6 protein-coding genes and 1 pseudogene are annotated in these 18446 nt (G+C 62.9%); 1 reads left to right on the top strand and 6 read right to left on the bottom strand.

The genetic code is table 11. From position 1 onward, the window contains the following. Nucleotides 1–166 precede the first annotated feature (166 nt). From AC5ZG1_RS21560 to AC5ZG1_RS21540, 5 genes and pseudogenes are all read right to left on the bottom strand, one after another. Nucleotides 167–676, bottom strand: a complete 510-nt coding sequence (locus tag AC5ZG1_RS21560) for a calcium-binding protein (protein WP_456644217.1) — start codon at nucleotides 674–676, stop codon at nucleotides 167–169. A 102-nt stretch (nucleotides 677–778) separates the two neighbouring features. Next, a pseudogene (locus AC5ZG1_RS21555) lies at nucleotides 779–2251 on the bottom strand (calcium-binding protein); the annotation flags it as partial. A gap of 589 nt (nucleotides 2252–2840) precedes the next feature. Beyond that, the gene (locus AC5ZG1_RS21550) at nucleotides 2841–3725 is read right to left on the bottom strand and encodes a Rossmann-like and DUF2520 domain-containing protein (protein ID WP_456644205.1); all 885 of its coding nucleotides are present in this window, start codon (nucleotides 3723–3725) and stop codon (nucleotides 2841–2843) included. Nucleotides 3726–3730: 5 nt separating this feature from the next. Next, complete coding sequence (locus tag AC5ZG1_RS21545) at nucleotides 3731–4573, bottom strand: class II aldolase/adducin family protein (protein WP_496134027.1); 843 nt, start codon at nucleotides 4571–4573, stop codon at nucleotides 3731–3733. Between the two features lie 109 nt (nucleotides 4574–4682). Beyond that, nucleotides 4683–5348: a TetR/AcrR family transcriptional regulator gene (locus AC5ZG1_RS21540; RefSeq protein WP_496134026.1), complete on the bottom strand. Its 666-nt coding sequence runs from the start codon at nucleotides 5346–5348 to the stop codon at nucleotides 4683–4685. 229 nt (nucleotides 5349–5577) lie between these two features. On the opposite strand from AC5ZG1_RS21540, the gene AC5ZG1_RS21535 reads away from it, so the two are divergent. Further along, a complete protein-coding gene (locus AC5ZG1_RS21535) occupies nucleotides 5578–7272 on the top strand; it encodes an acyl-CoA dehydrogenase family protein (protein ID WP_496134025.1) in 1695 nt (564 codons plus the stop codon). A 66-nt stretch (nucleotides 7273–7338) separates the two neighbouring features. Here AC5ZG1_RS21535 and AC5ZG1_RS21530 read toward each other — a convergent pair whose 3' ends face one another. Beyond that, on the bottom strand, nucleotides 7339–18330 hold the full coding sequence (locus AC5ZG1_RS21530) for a filamentous hemagglutinin family protein (RefSeq protein WP_496134024.1): 10992 nt from the start codon (nucleotides 18328–18330) through the stop codon (nucleotides 7339–7341). Nucleotides 18331–18446: the final 116 nt, after the last annotated feature.

The following is an 18446-nucleotide window of genomic DNA, read 5'->3' as shown; positions in this document are numbered from 1 at the left end:
GATGTCTTCGTCGTGACATTCGAGTCTCGGCGCTCCCGCCGTATCTGACAGGCACGTCGCGACTTCAAAACCCATCCAGTACGGTCGTCCTCCCCAAACAGGAGGGCGACCGTATTTGGCAGAAGCGCGGTTACGTCGCTTCGAGGACAGGCAATCCTGATCGGACTTAGCTCAGGACAAAGTCGTGGTGAGAGAGGTCCGCGGCATGGACGCCCTGGAATGTCACGTCCCCAGCAGCGCCGAGGTCTAGAACGGCGCCGTTGGCGGTGTCATGCACGTGCGCAAGCGCATCAAAATTGGAGCCGAAGCCCGACAAATTGATCACGTCGTTGTTCACGTCGAAGTCCGTGATAACGTCGTGCCCGGCTTGCGACATCTGGAAGGTGAAGGTATCGGCACCGCCGTTGCCGGTCATAGTGTCGTTGCCCACACCGCCATCGATGCGGTCCGCGCCGCTGCCTCCGATGATGATGTCGTTGCCTTCGTCGCCGAAGAGCTTGTCAGACACCGTGCTGCTGCCTGAACTGGCTGCCTGGATGAAGTCGTTTCCGGCATCGCCGTGGATGTCAGCAGCGGCCTCCCCGCCGAGCGGCGGATTGAAGGCGAGTTCACCGGTGATCCTATCGTTGCCGGCTCCCCCATGAACCACGTCACCGAACGTTTCGGTCCACTGCACGATATCGTCGCCGTCACCCGCATCGGCGAAGCCGTGCTCACCCATATGATCGATAACGTCGTTGCCAAGGCCGCCGAATATCTGATCATGGCTGCCGCCGCCGCTGATATGATCGTCGCCGTCACCGCCATCAAGGATGTCGGTGCCGCCATTTCCAGTGATGATGTCGTTTCCGGTGCCGCCTTCGATATGGTCGCTGCCGTCACCGCCGGTCAGGGTATCGTCGCCGGCATCACCGAAGATCTTGTCGCCCGCCGTGGCGTGCGCCGCGTCCGTCGTAAACGCGGAGATGATGTCGTTACCGTCGCCGCCATGGCTTTCATCGGACGCGGTATCGGAACCGGTGATCCGGTCATCGCCTCCGTCGCCGAAGACGGTGTCTCCGACCGCATCATTCCAGGAGATGACGTCATCGCCGGCGCCGGCATGAACGACATCGTGTCCCATCATCTGGTCGATGGTGTCGTTGCCGTCGCCACCGTAAACCAGGTCGTTGCCGGCCCCGGTGCTGATGTGGTCATTTCCCGACCCGCCATCGAGGTAGTCGTTGCCGCCTCCACCGTTGATGGTGTCGTTTCCGGTACCGCCTTCGATGTGGTCCGCGGCATCGCCGCCGATCAACGTGTCATCGCCGCCGTCGCCGAACATGCGGTCGCCCGCCGTCGCATGTGCGGCATCCGTGGTGAAGGCCTGAATGAAATCGTCACCGTCGCCGCCGTGACTTTCATCGGACGCCGTGTCGGAACCGATGATCCTGTCGTTGCCGCCGTCGCCATAGACGGTGTCACCGACGGCATCGTTCCAGGAGATCGTGTCGTTCCCGTCGCCGGCGTGGACGACGTCATGGCCCGCCATCTGGTCGATGGTGTCGTTGCCATCGCCGCCAAACACCGTATCGTTGCCGGCACCGGTGCTGATGTGATCATCGCCGTCGCCGCCATCGAGGAAATCGTTGCCACCTCCACCGTTGATGGTATCGTTTCCGGTGCCACCCTCGATGTGGTCGTTGCCGTCGCCGCCGATCAGGGTGTCATTGCCGGCATCACCGAAGATCTTGTCGCCTGCGGTGGCGTGCGCGGCGTCAGTCGTGAAGGCCTGGATGAAGTCGTTGCCGTCGCCGCCATGGCTCTCGTCGGCCGCGGTGTCGGAACCGATGATCCGGTCGTTGCCCTCATCGCCGAAGACAACATCACCGACCTTGTCGTTCCACGAGATCAGATCGTCGCCCGCACCCGCGTGGACGACGTCGTGACCGGCCATCTGATCGATCGTATCGATGCCGTCACCGGCGAACACGACATCGTTGCCCGCTCCGGTGCTGATGTGGTCGTTTCCCGATCCGCCTTCGAGAAGATCGTTGCTGTTGCCGCCGGTGATGACGTCGTTGCCCGCGCCGCCGAGGACATGATCGTCACCATCACCGCCGTTGAGCGTATCATCACCGTCATCGCCTGACAGCGTATCGTTGCCGCCGTTGCCGTCAATCGTATCGTTGCCGGCAAGGCCGAAGATATGATCCGGCCCATCGGTGCCGGTCAGGATATCGTCGCCGTTGGTTCCCGTGAGATTGGACATGAGGCATTCTCCCTTTCAGATGTGGGCCTCAGCTTCACATGCGGGGCCTCGGCGAGTTGCAGGTTGACAAAGAATCCTGCGGGCCCTGAACCGACGCCCTCACGCGTTCGTATGCTTTCTTTTCGGAGAGTTCAGGGCGATATGGCTGCATCTGTAATGCGAGGAGCGGATCGCTGTAACCAAACTGTAACGTCGCCCTCAGCGCGCGAGCCGAGAGTCTCATCGATCGGGATGCAAACACCCAATCCAGATGACCCTTCCTAGATCCGCGAAGCATCGATGGACCACTGAAGCCGTACCGCTCCACTCGATCAGAGCTGCAGCAGCGGTCCGCCAAGGACGCCGCAAGATTCGTACAGCCGTCGTACCGCCCTCTCCGAGCTTGGCCGGAGCCTCCATTGCCGTAACCGGCATACGATTCCAACTTGGCTGACATTCCCGACGGCGGCTTGAAGCCTTAGGCATACTCAAGGAGCAAGCGATACTATTGGGCATAACCGATGAAGTCGCTGATCATCAGTTGCTTGTCTTGTATTAGTCCCGGAATGGCACCCACTGCATTTCCATCTCTCGGGATGTCGGCTTCTTCTCAGCCTTTCGCTGTCGGGGCGGTCGACAACGCTTCTCGGATCTGGTCCGCGACCGATGTCGTCAGGCTTGCTCGCGCGAGCCCAAGTGGAATGGTTCGCTCAGTCAAGGAGCGATACAATTCACCGGCGTTAGGGCTGAAGAGGTCCATCGCGGCTATGTGCCGTCGCACCGTGCCGACATCGCCTCTCGCGACGCAGCCGCCCATTCCCTTGGCCAGGCTGCTGCTGGTGACTGCCGAGGTGGTTCCGGCGAGAAGCGGCAGCAGGGCGTTCAAGGCGTCACGTTCGCTGGCGCCGAAGGACTTCCAGATCGACACGGCCTCCGAAAGCAGCGCGATGAAGAAAGGACCAACGTAATAGACCGAGGCATGGTAGATCGCGCGTTGTCCTCGGGGTACCTCCACGGTGGTGCAACCGATGTCGCCGGCCAGCCGCTTGAGCGTCTCGAGGAATGCGGGTTCGGCGGCCTCCACGCCGACCGTCACGCCCGGCAAGCCCCGCAGAGCGACGGCCGGATCGGTAAACATCTGCAGCGGGTGGAAGCCACCTATCGTCGCGCCGTCCGATTTCGCCTTCGCCAACGCTTCGATGTCGGTCGCGCCGCTGCAGTGGACGACCTTATGATGCGACTGCCAGGCGATGCCGTCGGCGACGCGCGCGATGGCATCGTCCGATACGGTCAGCCAGACGAAGTCGCACGCGTCCACCACGTCCTGCGCGCTCGCCAGCGCACGCAGCCCCTCGACTTCCTGCCGCATTTGGAGCGCGCCCTCGCCGCCCCGGCTCCAGGCCGCGGCCACCTGATACCCCGCCCGACTGAAGGCTTGTGCGAGCGTACGTCCGACGCTGCCGCACCCGATGAATCCGAATTTTGCGCTGGGCATCCCGATCAGCTCCGGAACGAGGCATCGAGCCGGTCGAGTTTGCGCAGCAGGGCCGCCCATTCGAGCGAACCGTATCCGCCCGAATTCCGCCTCGCGCCTTCGTTGAGCGTGGGGTTCGTGTTCGCTTCATTGAGCAGCGTGATCTCGCTGCCGGAGAAGCACGTCACCGTGTTCTCGATCGCGGCGGGAGATGGCTGATGGACCGGCCGGTTGCAGGCCAGAAGATCGACCTGGATCCGGCAAGCGTTCTCGAGCCAGTAGATGGCGTTGAAGGCCTGCGGGATCGTCCGGCCACAGGCGAGCAGCCCATGGTTGCGCAGCAGGAGCACGTCGTGTTCGCCCAGATCGCGGACGACGCGATCGCACTCCTCGCCGCTGATCGCCGGTCCTTCGAATTCGTGGTAGCCGACCCGACCGTGGAAGCGCATCGCGGTCTGGGACAACGGGAGCAAGCCTTCGCTCAGACCGCTGACGGCGGTGCCGGCGCGGGTGTGCGTGTGGATGATGCAGTGAAGGTCCGGTCGCGCCCTGTGGATGGGAGCGTGCAGATAGAAGCCGGCGACGTTGACGTTGTAGCCGTGATCGGGTTGCAGGAGCGTGTTGCCGTCGACGTCGATCTTGACGAGGTTCGACGCCGTGATCTCTTCGTACAGCATCCCGTACGGGTTGATGAGATAGCTTCCTTCCTCGCCCGGAACGCGTGCACTGATGTGGTTGTAGATCAGGTCCGTCACTCCAAAGACGGCCATCAATCGGTAGCAGGCGGCGAGATCGATCCGGGTCTGCCACTCATCGAGCGAGACCGCCGACTTGATGTTGGCGAGGGAAAGCACCTTCATGTTGCCCATCTGTGTTGTCCTTTCCAAGTGAACCGACGCGTTACCGCGTCCATTGATCGGGCGAAGCAGTCGGCCGATGGCCGCGGGAGCCCCCGTCGGCCCCTCGCTCTTCGGCCGCTCAGGACTTCTTCAGAGAGACGGCTTCCACCGCACCGGTCGCGGGACGCTCTCGCTCGAGCAGGCGGTTGTCCGGCTTCGCGACCGCGGCGAGGCATAGATCCGCGATGGAATCCGCGAACTCTTCGGTCTGCACCGGGACGCCGCTGGCTCCGGGCGCGAGAACGCTGATCAGACCTTCCATGAAGGCTCCGACGAGGCAGGTTGCGGCGACCCTGACGTCGACCTTGCGGAATTCGTCGGCGGCGAGGCCTTCCTTGATAATGGTCTCGAAGACGCGCGCGACGGCAAGTCGATACTTCAGTCGCGTGCTTTCCACTTCCGGATCGATCGGCTCGAAGATAAGGCCGTAGGCGAGGCGCTTGCCGCGCACGGCTCGCAGCACGAAGGTGCGGACCGCGTCCCTCACCTTCTGCGACGGCTCTCCTTCCGCGACGGCGATCCCCGATAGAACGTCGACCTCGCGCTGCGAAACCGTGCTGACGATGGTGGCGCAGAGATCCGCACGTGACGGGAAGTATCGATAGATCGTTCCGACCGCGACGTCGGCTGCGGCCGCGACCGCGTTCATCTGAAGCTCCTGGAATCCGCCATCCATCACGACGCCGCGCGCGGCCCGCAGGATATGCGTCTTCTTGTCGAGGGAACGGACCTGTCTAGTCGCCATCTCGTCACCAAAGATGAAATCGAATTCATTTTCATCTTGATTTGGAAATCAATCGGTGTCAAAGAGATGATGTAATTTAGCGTCAAAATCAGCAGTTTTTGGCCGACATGAAACTGAACGATCGATTCAGTCTTGTGGGCTTTCCGACTCTGCCTGAGGGTCGGTTCGGTTTCGAGAATGCTCGCCAACGTAGCGAGCCACGAACCTAGGAACGAATTGGAGGCGTCCCATGACCCAAGCACTCGAGGCTCCCGCCAGCCGTTACGGCACCCACAAGGTCCTAAACCAAGCCAAGCCCGCCGCCGGCTTCAACGCCTTTACTGGCGACGCCGTGCTGCGCGCCGCGATCGAGCGCGAGGCTCCTTGGGCCGCGGACCGCTGCGAGGCCCTCGGCGCGATCGCGGGCGACGAGGATGTGCAGGAGCTCTCCCGCCTCGCCAACCGCCACTTGCCCGAACTGAAGACCCACGATCGGTTCGGCAACCGCATCGACTGGGTCGACTTCCATCCGAGCTGGCACGAACTGATGTCGCTGGCGTGGAAGCATGAAGTACCGAACCTCGCCTGGCGCACCAACCAGAAGAACGGCCACTACGCCCGCGCCGTGCTGTCCTACGTCTGGAATCAGGTCGAACAAGGCACCGCCTGTCCGACCGGCATGGCCTACGCTTCGTACGCGGGCTTCGAGGCCGAGCCCGCGCTGGCGATCTGGGCGGAGAAGGTCAAGGGGACCGAATACGAATTCAGCCGCCGCGAGGTGAGCGAAAAGCCTTCGGTCGTGATCGGCTACGCCATGACCGAAAAGCAAGGCGGCTCCGATCTCCGCGAGACACAGACGACTGCTCGCTTCTCCCACTCCGAGGATTATCACGGCAAGACGGCGCACTGGTACGAACTGACCGGCCACAAGTGGTTCTGCTCGGTGCCGCAAAGCGACGGCTTCTTCACGCTCGCCAAGGTCAATGGCGGCGTGACCTGCTTCTTCCTGCCGCGTACGCTGCCCGGCGGCAGCTACAACAACTTCTTTGTCCAGCGTCTGAAGGACAAGGCCGGCAACAAGAGCAACGCTTCCAGCGAAGTCGAGTACGCCGGCAGCATGGCGATCCGCGTCGGCGAGGAAGGCCACGGTATCCGCGAGATACTTTCGCACGCGCACCTGACCCGCTTGGACTTCGCGATTGGCTCCGCCGGTCTGATGCGTCAGTCGCTGACGCTGGCCCTGCAGCACACCACCACCCGTAGGGCGTTCGGCACCTCCATCGCGGACCGACCGATGATGACCAACGTGCTGGCCGACATGGCCGTCGAAGTCGAAGCTGCCACGCTTCTGGCGCTGCGCGTCGCAAAGGCGACAGACCAGATGAAGGCCTCCGAACACGAGCGGCTGCTCGCCCGCGTAGCCACGCCAGCGGCCAAACTCTTCAATTGCTCGCGCGCCCCGTCCATCGCCTACGAAGCGCTCCAGTGTCATGGTGGGAACGGCTTCATCGAAGAAAATCCGATGGCGCGTCTCTACCGCGAAGCGCCGCTGAACAGCGTCTGGGAGGGCACGGCGAACATGATGTGCATGGATGTCCGTCGGGCGATGGCCAAGGACCCGCGCACGATCCAGGCACTCTTCGACGAGACCCGTCCCCTGCTCGGTCAGGACGCCCGCTTCGACGCGCTGGTCCTTCATACCGAAACACTGGTTCGCGAAGCCGTTGAGGAGTTCGTCGCCCGTCCGATGACCGAAGCGGTCGCACGCGTCCTGCAGGGTGCAGAGCTCCTGCGTCACAGCACGCAGGACGTCGTCGACCTCTTCCTCGCCACCCGCGCACCGAACGCATCGGGGTCATGGGGCTCGCATTACGGGACGCTGGCGTTCAGCGTCGACCAGGCGAAGGCGCAGAAAGTCATGCGCCGCGCCGTGGTCGTCGAATGAATTGAGGAACGTATGTGTACGCAACGAGTTTGATCGTCATAGTCGGTTCGCACCGGCCGCATGGTCTTAGTGGACAAGTCCGTCGTCGCTACTCGCCGGCACGACCCGTTTGCGTTCTTCCACCGTCAGTCGTTGCAGCGCGCCTGGGCCAAGATTACCCGCGCCGACGATCTGCACCGGACTATCGGGGTTTTGTGAGCGCTGCTCGCGCTTGCGAGGACGTTCTTCCTCGCCATCGCCGCCGCCGAATCCGAGGAACTCGACGATAATGACGGAGGATGGTTCGTTGGCCCCCTGCTGCGGGGGCGCCGCCTGCCGGGCCGCGGCCCCGGCCTGGTTTCCGGCTTCCGGCAGTCCACTGATATTCGGCGGCTCGATCACCGGCACGCCTTTGGACTGGCCGCCGACTTCGATATTGGCGACGTTCAGGACATGCAGCGCCGCGAGATTGAGATTGCCCGCGACCCGGATGCCCGCATCCCCTGCATTCACCGTGCCTTCGGGCGCAACGAGGTCGACATCGCCTTGAACCACACCAGCAAAACCGATGATGGTGCCGATGCCACTACCGGAAATATCCGCCCGCTCTTGGACACGGGTAACCGCATCAACGCTAGTGGCAACCTCCGGCGCCGAAGGAACGCGGGCCGTCTTTGCGCCGCGACCGGCATCGATATCGCCAAGTGTAGCCCATAGCGTCTCGTCTCCACCGCCAAACGTCAGGACACGCGACCGATTCACCGTGACGCTTTTCTTCACGAAGACACTGATATCGCCCGGCCCGAGCGCAACGAGGCCTTGCCCGTCCCCGATGGCTGCGCCCAGTGCTGCAACCTGCAATCCACCGCCGGGAGCCAGCACCTCGATGCCGCCGCCGGCCATGGTGCGCAATGTCAGCGACTGGCCGAGCACATCGCCCTTCCAGCCCTCGCCCGGGAACAACGCCGCGATCGCTGCGTAGCCGCGGTTGTATCCACCATTGAGCGGCCGGCCCTTGCTGTCGGGCGTCAATTGATCGCGGCCGGCCTCACGCAGCTCCTGCATATAGACGCGATAGACGAACGCATCGCGAACCAGTTCCGGCAGGCTTAGGAAGCGCGCCCACGCGTCGAGCGGCGACAGGGTCTCGCCGGTCTTCTCTTCGATGAAAGAAACGAGGCCAAATCTGAGCAGCTTCTGCTGGCCGTCGCGCTCCTCGCTCCGATCGGTGAGATAGAGCGGCACCAACGTGCCGTCGGGCAGTGTTGTCGTCAAATAGGCCGGCATGGCCGCGACACGCGAGGGATCGAGATAAGCAGCGATGAAAGCATCGTAGGATGGCCGCTTGTCCTGCAGGCCTGCCATCACAGAGATCGAGGCGCCTTGCTCCGGTAGCCCTCTGATGTCGGTGCCGACGACCGGCCGGTTATTGCCGTCGAAACTGCGATTGCCGGTCGTGGTAATGGACAGAGCCTGTCCGTAGACGTCGCGGCCTGTGCTCAGCGTGATCAGCCCCGGTCCTTGAACTTGCATGGTGCCGCCGATGATGTCGTTGCCGGCCTCCAGAAGCGAGACGTCAGTCGCATGCAGATTGCGCAGTTGATAGTTGATGTCGCGGATATCCGTGCCGGCACGGAACCATGTCTGCTCCGCGGTCATGACCTGCGTCGAGAGTGGATCGCCGTCGTTCCGCAAGAGCACGTTGGAGATGGTCCCACGACGGGCGTAGATGCGGCTCGGCTCATAGTCCTCGGCGTTGGGCAGCACCGCGGGGTTGCGAATGCTCTGCAGGAAGAGACCGTGAACTCCGTAAGTGACCCGGTCGGTAGAAATGGCATTCTGCAGCATGAAGTGGAAGCTGCTTCCGCTTTGCCGCGGATTCTGGAATATGTCGTCGAAAGGCGAGCCCGCGAAACTGATTACGACACCGTTGATGCCGTCCACAGGCTGGAACGGAGACGGCATCATCTCCGGAATGGCGCGCGTTTGGGTAATCGAGCCCAGGATGATGTCCCGGTCGGCGAGCAACTGCAGCTCCGGACGCGTGCCTGGCGCGGTGTAGAGCCTCCCGAAGTTGACGATGTCGCCATTCAGCGCGAGCACGTTCGTGATCGCAGGATAGAGATTCGTGGCGAAGAGACCGATCGCACCGTAGTCGGAATCTCCATCGAAAACGTAGCTGAGGTTCAGGTCCTTCGACAGGAATTGACCTTGATTGACGAGTCGAACGTCGCCGCCGATCGATACCAGATTGAGAGCGGTGCGGTTTGTATAGCCGCTCATGATCGCGCTCTGACGAGCGATACCGCCCAATAACAGAGGGTCACCGCTCAGCATCAGCGGATCGAGCACGGTTTGGACGATCAAATCGCCGGCCGTGCGCACACTCAATTCGGCGTCGCCGAGAGCGAACACAGGGGCGATGTTGTAGATTCCGGCGGCGCGTCCGCTGATGGTTACGGATCGCCCGGTCGCAGTCTCACCCGCGGTGACCGTGCCTATGCCACGGCCGACATAGTAGTAGCCAGCGCGGAGCGCGCCTTCGACGTCGACAGTCAGTGCACCGCCATTGCGCATTTCCAACGATTTGGCCTCGCCGCTCGTGCGACCGCCGCGCACCCGACCGTTGGTCGGGAGAGCCACGAGAATATTATCGAGATCGCCTCCGGCGAAGACCGAGACATTGCCGCCACCGAGCGCGCCAACGCCTTGCGCAAAGTTTGCGTAGTCAATCCACCAGGAGTTCTGCTCGCCCGGACGGAAGACATAGTCTTGATCCGTGCCGCCGACGTGCTTGAGCCATTCAACGAAGAGCTGGTTGTCCTTCGGGTTGGCCGGAAGCGCCGACGAAATGCTGCCTCCCGCGGCAATCGTAAGGTGTCCACCCTCGATTCCGTAGGTCGCCGCAGAGGGCGCAGTGAAGTTGTCCCAGGTCGTCGTATCTTTGCGCCCCGCAGTGTAGACGACCGATTGATAGTGAGCGAGGTCGAGGTTGCGCCCGGCGCGGAGATCGATATCGCCGGTGCCGGTGCGCACCAGTATGCCACTGCTGCTGTTACCTACCGTGATCGTGCCAGAATTGCTGCCGAGACCGGCGAGCGGCATCGTGGTGATCGCCGAGGCCGAGCCGAGATCGGCCCCGGCGACGAGCCGAAGATTCCAGGATGCGGCATCCTGCAACACCCCGGACCGGTCGGCCCGATCGAAGCCGTCACTGAGGTTGCCGTTGATGATCAGATTGCCGGCAGCGCGGAGCGTCAACGTGCCCTCGCGCTGTGAAGCTCCAAAGTCGGCGAACAGGTTCCAGTCCTGGTCGATCAACAGGTCGCCGGTGCTGCGAATCTCGATCCCGGACATGAGCTCGATGCCGCGTGAGCTGAGCTCTAAGGCAGCCGCGATGGCACCAGCATGGGTACCGAACGTGTGGGCATCGTCAACCGCCTGGACCTGAACCGCGCTGGTGGTGCCGCTGGTGTAGACACTCACGCCCTCGAGCACAGCCGAGCCGGCACCGATGATGCGGGCTGCCAAAGCATCAACCGCGATGCCATCGTGGTTTTCGTTCTGCAACGCCCGGAAGCGCACCCTGCCGCCGTCGCCGCCCGCGACATCGATCGTGCCTCCGCGAACATCGAGCCTTCCGCGCGCCGCCTCAAGCGTCACTCGGCCAGAGCCAAGTGTGGCGTCGGTCGCACCGGCAAGAAGATGAGCAGAGCTCTCCATCACCAGGCCATTGCCGCCCGAAATCGAGATGTTGCCGCCGTACGTCGCGCGCGCATCAACGCTACCGGCGATCGTCACCCGTCCCTGGTCGGCCGCGAGTTGGAAGTCTTCGACCTTGGTCATGCCGGAAACGACGACATCGCCGGATCGGATACGGAACTGGCGCGAGCGGGTGAAGCCCGCCGCGTTAAGGCGGTCGGCGAAAGCCGCGAAATCCGGCAACTCGGCGATGTCGAGCACGAACGTGCCGCCCTTGCCGTTCGCTCCGGCCTGCGCGGCGACCGCGCCATCGAGCACAACCGTGCCGCCACCAGATGCCGTCGCCGCAAGACTGCCGGCATTGCCACCGCCAGGGTGCGCAGCCAGATTCAAGATCGCGCCAGAGCCAAGGACAACATTGCCGCCGTCGACGGCGGTCAGGCTGATGCGTCCGGCATCGCCATAGGCGCTGACGTCGAAGAATTGCTTGGCGAAGCCGCCGACATCGATCACCGCACCGTTGGACAACGTCACGCCACCTGCGCCGGCCGTCAGTTCGACCGCGCCGCCGAGCGCGGCAATGCGGGTCGCGACCTCAATCGTCTGGCCGCGGAGCGTAAGCCGGGTGCCGAGGCTCTCCTCGAGACTCGTCGATGCCGTGCCGGCTCCCGCGAGCCGTAGCATGCCGCCCGCGATCAACGATTGCGCAGCGCCGCTGCGCCCGGTCAGCAAGGGGGTGTCGATCGTCAGCGCTGCCATGCCGGTGTCGATCCCGCCATTGCCCTGCCCTGTGATCTGGCGACGTCCCGCCATCACGACATGATCGAAACCGGAGATCGTTTTCGTTCCGGCCCCGAGAATGAGCTGGTCCGCGGCCAGCGTCAGCGTGCCTGATCCAGTGCCCGCAGTCGCAGCTCCTCCACCGCTGTTGATGAGCGCGATCGAGCCGCCGGACACCTCGATGTCGTTGGCGCCATATCCCGCAAGGCCGGCGCCATCGAAGGTCACCGAGGCAAGTCCGGCACCGCTCAGGTTGAACGAGGAATAGAAATCGAGCGTCGTATAACTGCGGAGCGTCAGGCTCTCGGCGCGATTCAATTGCTTTAAGGATTCGAGAGACAGGACGAGGCCGTTGGTGCCGCCGCCGAAGCCGATCCGGCCCGACGCGACGGACAGCGAGGCCGCCGACAGCACCGCGCTTCCGGCAAGCTCCGTCGTCTGTGTAGCATCGATCAGAAGCGCACGGTCAGCCGTAAGGCGAACGCCTTCGCCGACCCGCACCGTGCCGCCGATCGTCGTGTCCACGCTCTCGCGGATCACCTGGACGACATCACCGTTCGACACGCGGATCAGCGCGCCATAGTCCTTGGACGGCGCCACCATGACGTCGTCGGCCGGGTTGCCGTCGTCCCAACCGTCGGGATCCTCGTAGCGCGCCGCCACCTGCGGCTTCATGATCAGATTGCCGGCGCCGCGCGTCGCCGTTCCCTCTGCCCTGATCACGCTGCCGGCGCCGATGTCGACGAGCCCGCTCGCCGCAAGGATAATCTCCGGCCCGGTGAGGGCCGAACCGGAGTCGTTCCGGACGAGGATGTCGCTCGCGGTCACGTCGAGACGCAAGCCGAGAGGATCTCCTGTGCGCGTGCCGCCGATCAACAGACTTCCGGCGCCGAACCTGGACAGGCTCGCGGAATCGATGACCAGGTAACCGTCGGCGCGCAGATCCGAGCCATCAACGCCTGCACCAACGATCGCAATCTTGGTTCCGGCGATGTCGATAAGAGAACCGCGGCCCCCTTCCGGGGTCTGCGCTTGCAGGCTGCCGTCGAGGATCAGTTGCTGCGTCGCCTTGAACACGACGGCGCCGCCATCCAGCGGCAGCCGCGGCGTCACCACATTGAGCCCGGTCAAGCGATATTGTGTGAGCTTGAATGTATCGGAGGCGAAGAAGGTGTTGGCGAAGGCCTCGTTGTACTCGGTGTACCGGCGCAACTGCGTGCCCGTCATCACCCGCCAGACTGACGAGAGCTGGTCCTCGCTGCCTAGCAACGCATCGCCGCGCCGACCGCTCATCATGACCGATCCGTCGGCAAGGCTCACAGGCCTCGCCAGCGGCGTGGTCGTCGCCGGGGAAACGAGCGAGACGAGATAAGCGCCGGGCAACGCCGCGTAGCTCGACGGCAGCAGCGTGTACCAACCGGCCGCTAAACCATTGCCGCCAGCAAGCCAGACTCGATCACCGACCATGCCGCCCGGTGCCGCGCCGTTGAAACCGGGGATCACCGCATAGCCCTTGGCCGACGTCAGGATGTCGTGCGAACCGCCGGGCCCAGGCACGAACTCACGGGCGTAGAGGTCGCCGCCGCCGCGGACGTCGATGACCGACCCCGCCCGACTCTCGACAACCGGGGCTTCAAGCGAAATCCGCTTCTCGGGAGGCGAGGTCAGAACACCGTCGGCGCCCACCGCACCTGGCTTGGTCGGATCGAGCCAGTTCTCTCCATTGGACAGACTTCCATATGGCACGGTGAGCCCAGCACCCGACACCGATGTCACACTGCCGGCACCGAGGATCAGACGCTCGCTTGCTTTCAGCGTTATCTGCCCGAACGGCGCTCGAAGCACGCCATTCTGTTCGATGACAGGCGCCGCCAGAGTCAAACTGCCGCCGGCCGACAACGGCGGAGCGACCACGTCCTTCCGGTCGACCGTTATCCGATCGGACGCTTTGATTGTCGCCTTGGTGCCCGTCGCCGGATAGACCTGCCCGGCTCTCAAAACCAACGCTCCATCGACATCGAGAACAGAGAGCGGCGGGATGCTGGCGTCGAACGGTGCATTGAGCCGGAACTCGGATGTATCGAAGGCCGTTTCCGCGAAGCCGCGGATATTCATCTCACTGTTCACGTCGATCACGGATGCGACCAATGTGAGCCCGCCTTCGCGCCTAGTGCTGGACTGTCCGGTTCCAGTCAATGACATGTATGGCGCGATCAGGCTGGAGCGGCCGCCGTTGAGATTGACGAGCGGTGCCGAAATCTGAAGAGAACGATCCGCTTTGACGACCGCGTTGTCGAGCTTGATGCTTGCTGCCGTCGTCAGCGACACGTCGGCGAAAGAGCCCGACGCCAGCACACCCGGTCGAATGTACGCATTGCGAACCTGCACAGTGGACGGGAAAATCGCCAGCAAGTCCGTCCCGACAGTATCCCGGAGTTCTTGAATGGTCGCGTCGGTCCAGCCGTAATTTCTCGGATCAACACCGCTACCACTTGCCGGTGGCGCGGAGGTGATGATGATGTTTCCGCCGGTTCCGGCTTCGATCATTTCCTTTGAAATGAGCCATGAGCCCGATGCTGGAATCCCCAAATCCCGGGCGATTCGCGCAAGGTCGAACCCGATCACGTCGAGCGGGTTGTAGTCGCACGCACCGTTGGCCGCGTATCCCCAGCAGTCGGGATCGAGTTGTCCGAGCCCCGCATCGTTCTTGATCGCCTCGATCGGATTGAAGCCGCCCGAGACCTCCGCGTTTATCGAGATCTTGCCGTTAACCGCACCAGGGCCGCCCGCCTTAGCGACCAGACGACCTGCAATCACACCCCATTGCAGCGTGAGCGAGATCGAACCGCCGTTGCTATCGATGCGGGAGTCGAGGTTGCTGTGCTGGAGGCCCCCTATCGGAACCTGGACAATACCGCTCGCGCCCGAGACGTCTATGAGCGAACCGGCATCGAGGTCCACCATGACGCCTTTGATGCCCACGGAGCCGCCAGGACGAACGTCGACGACAGGTTGAAGGTTTCCGTTCTTGACCAGCGTCGATACGCCACGCGCCAGCAATTCGGCGCCATCAGCGAGCATAACGTCGCCGTTGTTCGCCGAAAGCTGGATCGTTCCTGCAGGGGCATCCAGCGTGCCCTTGACCACAACCTGGCTGCCGGTTTCGGAGGTCGCAAGAGAAATGGTGCCGCCGATGTCAGTCCTGACGACGGCGCCAGCACCGACGGTGACATTGGTTCCGCCTGCCAGACTGAGAGCATTGGGCTTGCGTTCGACCCGCTCGTAGACAGGCAGAACGGCAAGCGTTCCGAGAGCCGCGATGGACGTCCCCGTTTCGGCAGCGAATGCCTTTTTAGTATCGATCACCAGATTGGAGACGCGATGGTCGATGTTCGCCCCTTCGGTAACCGTAATCGTGCCTTGCGTCGTGATCGCCAGCGAGCGGAAGCCGCGATCACCCAAAAGAGAATCGTTCAGATGGAAAGCGGCGGTATTTGTGCCGGCGCCGCCCAATTCGACATCGGAGCTCGTGATGAGCTCCAGTTCGCCGCCCGAGCCCGCCGCATAGCCGCGAAGATCGATATTCGACAGCATATCGGCATCGGCAATTCCCAGCCTGATACGTCCCGCGTCACCGGCTGTGATGCTGGGCTTGCTGCCACCGCTGAGCTTTGCCCCGCCAGAAACGTCGATAACAGCGCCTTGCTCGAAGTCTCCGGCGACCTGAACCGTACCGCCATCGATCTTCCGAAAGAGCGACGCTGCCGGGTTCAAAAGTTCATTGATCCACTGTCCGCTGACGTCGATCCGCGAATTTGCCCCGAAAGTGTTGTGCTGGCCGACGAACCAGATATCGCCGCCGGCGATACGGATCGTCCCGTCGATAGTGAATGTGGTCGGCAGGTTGTTCGGCACGTTGGAGATAACGTTCAGTTTGGCTCCGGGCAGGAGTTCGAGCGCTTCGCCTTCACCGAGCGTGAAACCCTTGGCGACATAGAACTCGAAGGAACCCATGCCGGACTGGGCGAGCACGGCGGGGTCAAGGTAAGTGGCTTTGTCGCGATGCGGATTGGCCGAATTCGGATCGTACCAGATGGTGTCGAGCGCGCTCGAGACGTTGAAATCATCAGCCAAGCGAACCGGATCGCTCGCGATGATGAGCTCGCCGGGTAGCCACAACCGGGCCGGATCGCTGTTGGCGCCAATCTTTAACGTACCAGCCTTCGCTGGATTACCGAGCGCCGCCTGGCGCTCGCCGACAACCACGCCGCCCCAATAGCTACCTTCGAGAACGAGTGCTTCGGCTGCAAAGAGTTGAATCTCACCGGCGTCACGCCCCTCGGTGTATCCCTTCTCGAACGTGCGCGCTGACTTGCCGAGCGGGTCAGTCCATGTTTCGCTGATACCCCACCGGTCATGGCGACGGGTAAAGCCCCCCGCTACCCCCGTGTAGAGCTGGTCGGGCAAGGCGTCGCCAATATTGTAGACTCGTCCATCGGCGCCGCGCAGCTTGGTGGTCGTGTTCCAACCATCCGTATAGCGCACCGACCCACCCGAGACGTCGAGCAACGACTCCTTGCGGGTAATGATCGAACCGCTGGATTTTATGACGATCGAGCCGGCCTTGGTGGAGAGTTCGGCAAGATCAGTCTTGCCCACGCCGACCCAGGATGAGACGTCGGCCAAAGGCGTGCCTACCCAACGGCCGGGCTGGCCGTCGATCCAATTGACCTCGGCCATGGGCCCGCTGGTGAAGTCACCCGATCGCCGTCGATCCACGATCACTTTGAGGCCGCGCAACCAGGAATCACGATAGAGCGGCGTATCGCGCAGCTCGTTTATGTAGAGCTGGGCCTCGACGAAGTTGCGGTCCATCGACACCGCGATGTCCTGCAGGCCCGCGACGCTCAAGTAGGCATTTTCGCCGATGTAAACGCGGCTGCCGTCGCGAACGGTCGGCTCGCCGGATATCGGCTCTTCCCCCGAAAGCGGCGAGGTGCTTGCCACGATGCTGATCTTGCCCGCCGGAACGATCACGCTTGCGCCTGCCTTCACATCAATCAGGTTTCCGCGCAACTCGACGCGGCCGGGCTGATAACGTGTCTTGAGCGATGTCTGCTCGATCTCTTCGACGTCGCTCAGGTCGGGTGTCGCCAGGGTGACGCTGTTCGAGCCCAGGGTCAGACTTCCGGTCGACCAGTATTGCAGGGGCGAACCGCTGAACGAGCTGCCGTTCGCCATCATGCCTTGATCCCAGGCGAGCAGCCGGATCGAGCCATCACGGTTGTTCAGCTTTGTGGTCGTGAAAAGCCCGCCGTCTTGTACGATCTCGCGACCCATGATCGTAATATTCCCGCGGTCGCTTTGGATCACACCGTCATTGGCGACGCGGTAGCCGACCGAAGCCGCCCTCGCCGCCATTTCGGGGAAGACGATGTCGCGCAGATCCTGCGTGAAGGCATTGGTCGGAGCTAACGGATTGGTCGCGGCCTGCATCGCATAATAGTCGAACAGCCAGCGCATCGGTGACGATACGGCGACGTCCAGACCGCGCACGCCCGTTTGGCTGGTCAAGAGATAGATCTGCTCACCGGCAGCCATGATCACTTGGCCATCCGGGGCGGAGATCTGACCGGAATTGATCACTTTCGGCGCGAACAGCATGACCTTGCCGGCGCTCGCGGTCTCGATCCGAGCGCCGGCCTCAACGCTCACGTTGCCCGGCGCCGCGCCGATCACCGCACCCGGAACCTGACTGGGGTCGTTGACGGAGACGAATTGGTTCGGCTGCCGTTGCTCCAGATAACCGAACTGGGGCTTGTAGACGTAGGTGTTGCCGCTCGCGTCGGTACCGTAAAGCTGCTTGTTGATACCGGCCAGGAACTGCTCATTGGACAAGGCCAGCGAAGAAGCAACGAGCGCCCCCACATTCACCTGGCTCGCGCCACCGAAGATGATGCCGTTCCGATTGATAATATAGACTTGGCCTTCGGCCTTGATGGAGCCGAGGATTCTGCTCGGTGCCTCCGAAGGATCGAGAACGCGGTTGAGCGCGATCCAATCCGACGCATTTGAACCGCCTGCGCGCTGGTCGAAATAGAGCTGGGTGCGGCCGCCGACGTTGAAGGTCTTCCACTCGAGGATGGCCTTCTGCTGCGATTGCTTGATCGTGACGTTGGCGTTGCCGCCACTGACGGTCTCGGTCGGGAGCTCCGCCCCCTGCCACAGGTTCGCCCTTGTGGCCACGCCCGGAGCCACCTGAAGACCGCCCGGCCGCAAGCCATTGGGCACGATATCCGGCGTGGCGCCGAGCTGGACGCGCGCCGCATCGCGAGCGGCCTGCTGGCTTGCCTGCATGGCCTGCACCGCAAGTGTCGCGCGCTTCAAGGCATTCTGCGCATCACGCGCCGCCTGCGAAGCCTCGAGCTGGACGGCCTGAGCGGCCGCGACCGCAGCGGCCGTGGGAGACGATGGTTGTCCGCCAAGAGGCCGCGCCATTGCGCCCGGCACAGTCGCAATGAGAGCCAAAGCGCTGACGGTCGCAAACAACTTGGCACGACGTATTGTGAACTGCGACTTGCGACTGCTCGACGCCATGATCATTCCTCGACGGTTCTTAATCGGTCGGGAACATGCCGTTCAGACGACGCCGCCCGGACATCCAACTGTCGGATGCACGCTACAAACGCGTCTTGAGCCTATCCCCTCAATGT

The organism is Bradyrhizobium sp. Leo78 (assembly GCF_059512425.1).
Note: the sequence above shows the minus strand (reverse complement) of the source record. Positions and strands in the feature narration are given on the sequence as shown.